The sequence below is a fragment of the Bacillus sanguinis genome (genome assembly GCF_018332475.1).
GTDB lineage: Bacteria > Bacillota > Bacilli > Bacillales > Bacillaceae_G > Bacillus_A > Bacillus_A sanguinis.
In genome coordinates, this window is record NZ_BOQB01000351.1 from 1 (window position 1) to 3,145 (window position 3,145).

The 3,145-nt window shown below is 39.7% G+C and carries 1 protein-coding gene and 1 pseudogene; both read left to right on the forward strand.

Features of this window, described 5'->3' with window-relative positions; translation table 11 throughout:
- Positions 1-1,009: pseudogene (locus KI369_RS25780) on the forward strand (SWIM zinc finger family protein); the annotation flags it as partial.
- Positions 993-3,145: DEAD/DEAH box helicase (locus KI369_RS25785; protein ID WP_212958244.1), on the forward strand; the 2,153-nt coding region annotated here is incomplete at its 3' end. The pseudogene KI369_RS25780 and the gene KI369_RS25785, both read left to right, overlap by 17 nt.

The following is a 3,145-nucleotide window of genomic DNA, read 5'->3' on the forward strand; positions in this document are numbered from 1 at the left end:
AAAATTATTAGAAGAAATTCAGGACTTCGAAGTAAATAAAACGTATTCTTATCACCAGCCTGTTAACGTCGTTCGCTTATTTGTAGATAAAGTGGAATCCATCGTTCGGGACTTACAGTCAGAAGCGATCCCTTCAGAGTCTGAAGCAATTTTGCAAGAAACAGCTCGTCTCGTTCACGAAGTATTCTTCTCCACCGACGCCTATACGCAAGAAAGATTTTTTATTTACCGTCACATATGGAGTGAACTCTTACGCAAGAAAGAGCAACTACAAGAAGAAGAAAAACGGATCGATACGAAAATCAATCCACTTTCCAAAGCATTAGCATCTTCTCATCTACTCTTTTTAAATGACGAAGACCTATTAGCGATGGACTTACTAAAGAAACAGCCTGCTTCTGTTGTAAGCCTGTACTTCTATTGGTTAGAAGAACTATTAAATGCAATGCAGTGGGATCGTGCGAAAAACTGGCTTTCCTTTACGTATAAACAAGTGAAGAAAACGATACATGAGCATGAAAATACGATTTTCATAAAAGATATCGTTCGCTTATTTGTCATCATGTATGAAACGTATGCAACCCATACAAATGAACAAGCCGGACTCGAAATGATTTTGCAAGAGCTATTACCATATAGCTTCGCAAACTATGAGCAATACGTACTGACGAAAAAGCAATATCGTACATGGGCAGAACTTCAGCTCTTACATGGGTTTGAAGCAATTGAACTTTTGAAAGAACCGCTGAAAGATATTGAAAAGGAAGCACCAGAAGCAGCCCTTCCTCTTTATCACCTTGCTGCTACCGAGGCCATTGAAGAGCGAAACCGCAAATCATATAGACGTGCAGTTCGTTACTTAAAGAAATTACGTACATTATATAAACGATTAAAGCGAACTGATGAATGGGATGCTTTCATTATTCACATCGCAAACTTACATTCACGTCTGCGTGCACTACAAGAGGAATTACGGAAAGGAAAATTAATCGATGATCAATCAAACTGAAGTAACAATTAGGCTCCAGCACGTTAGTCAAGGTTGGTTCCTTTGGGGAGAAGATGACAGCGGTACTCCATTATCCGTAACAAGTTGGAAACGAAATGCATTTACATGGCACTCCACTTCCTTCTACGGCACGTTTCTAAAAGAAGCGACCTTTGAAGGAAAACAAGGTGTTATGCTAACAAACGCACAAGCATTTGAATATATCGCAAATAAACCGATGAACTCCTTTGCCCATATTCAAATAAACGGCCCTATTACAGCACTTATGGAAGATGCGAACGAGTTATGGGATGCCTTCATTAGTGGTAGCTTCGTACCTAATATGGAGCGCTGGTCTCAGCAACCATCTTGGAAAGTTCAAAATACCCCAATCGAAGATGACACATTGGCATCTCTTTTCTCGGCCGCGGTAAATGAAAGCATATTACAAGATAACCGTTCAAACGATGGATGGGAAGATGCCAAGAGACTTTATGAACATTACGACTTTACGAAAAGACAATTGGATGCAGCACTACATGAAGAAGATTGGCTTCGAAAGATTGGTTACATTGAAGATGACCTTCCCTTTACAATCGGACTACGGCTACAAGAGCCACAAGAAGAATTTGAAATGTGGAAGCTTGAGACAATCGTTACACCAAAGCGCGGGGCGCATCGCATATATGTATATGAGAGTATCGATTCTTTGCCAAAACGATGGCACGATTATGAAGAACGGATTCTTGAAACACAAGAAGGCTTCAGTAAGCTCGTACCGTGGTTAAAAGAAGACGAGACATTCCGAAGCGAACTCTTTGAAACAGAAGCGTGGAACTTCTTAACAGAAGCAAGTAATGAATTACTCGCTGCAGGTATTACGATTTTACTGCCGTCCTGGTGGCAAAATTTAAAAACGACAAAACCAAAATTACGTGTTCAGCTGAAGCAAAATGCCACGCAAACGCAATCTTTCTTCGGCATGAATACACTTGTTAACTTTGACTGGCGCATTTCAACGAACGGCATTGATTTATCAGAAAGCGAATTTTTCGAACTCGTTGAACAAAACAAACGATTATTCAATATTAATGGTCAATGGATGAGACTGGATCCAGCCTTTATTGAAGAAGTAAGAAAACTCATGAGCCGTGCCGATAAATATGGACTAGAAATGAAAGATGTCCTTCAGCAACATTTATCAAACACTGCTGAAACAGAAATTGTAGAAGAAGATAGTCCGTTTACCGATATTGAAATCGAACTAGATGGATATTATGAAGAGCTATTCCAAAAATTATTACACATTGGAGATATTCCAAAAGTAGATGTCCCTTCTGCACTAAACGCTACACTCCGTCCGTACCAACAACATGGCATTGAGTGGTTATTATATTTAAGAAAACTTGGATTCGGAGCATTATTAGCTGACGACATGGGACTTGGAAAAAGCATTCAAACGATCACTTACTTACTATATATAAAAGAGAATAATCTCCAAACAGGGCCTGCCTTAATCGTGGCACCGACATCTGTTCTTGGAAATTGGCAAAAAGAATTTGAGCGTTTCGCACCAAATTTACGTGTTCAGTTACACTATGGAAGTAACCGAGCGAAAGGCGAATCATTTAAAGACTTCCTTCAATCAGCAGATGTTGTATTAACATCTTATGCATTAGCCCAGCTTGATGAAGAAGAACTTAGTACGTTATGCTGGGATGCTGTTATTTTGGATGAAGCACAAAATATTAAAAACCCACATACGAAGCAGTCCAAAGCAGTACGAAACTTGCAAGCAAATCACAAAATCGCTTTAACCGGTACACCGATGGAAAACCGACTTGCCGAGCTTTGGTCCATTTTCGACTTCATTAATCACGGATATCTTGGTAGCTTAGGACAATTCCAGCGCCGCTTCGTCTCACCAATTGAAAAAGACCGTGATGAAGGAAAAATCCAACAAGTTCAACGTTTTATCTCGCCGTTTTTACTGCGTCGTACGAAGAAAGATCAAACCGTCGCATTAAACTTACCAGATAAACAAGAACAGAAAGCTTACTGCCCACTTACTGGTGAACAAGCTTCCTTATATGAACAACTCGTTCAAGATACATTGCAAAATGTAGAAGGATTAAGTGGGATTGAAAGACGCGGATT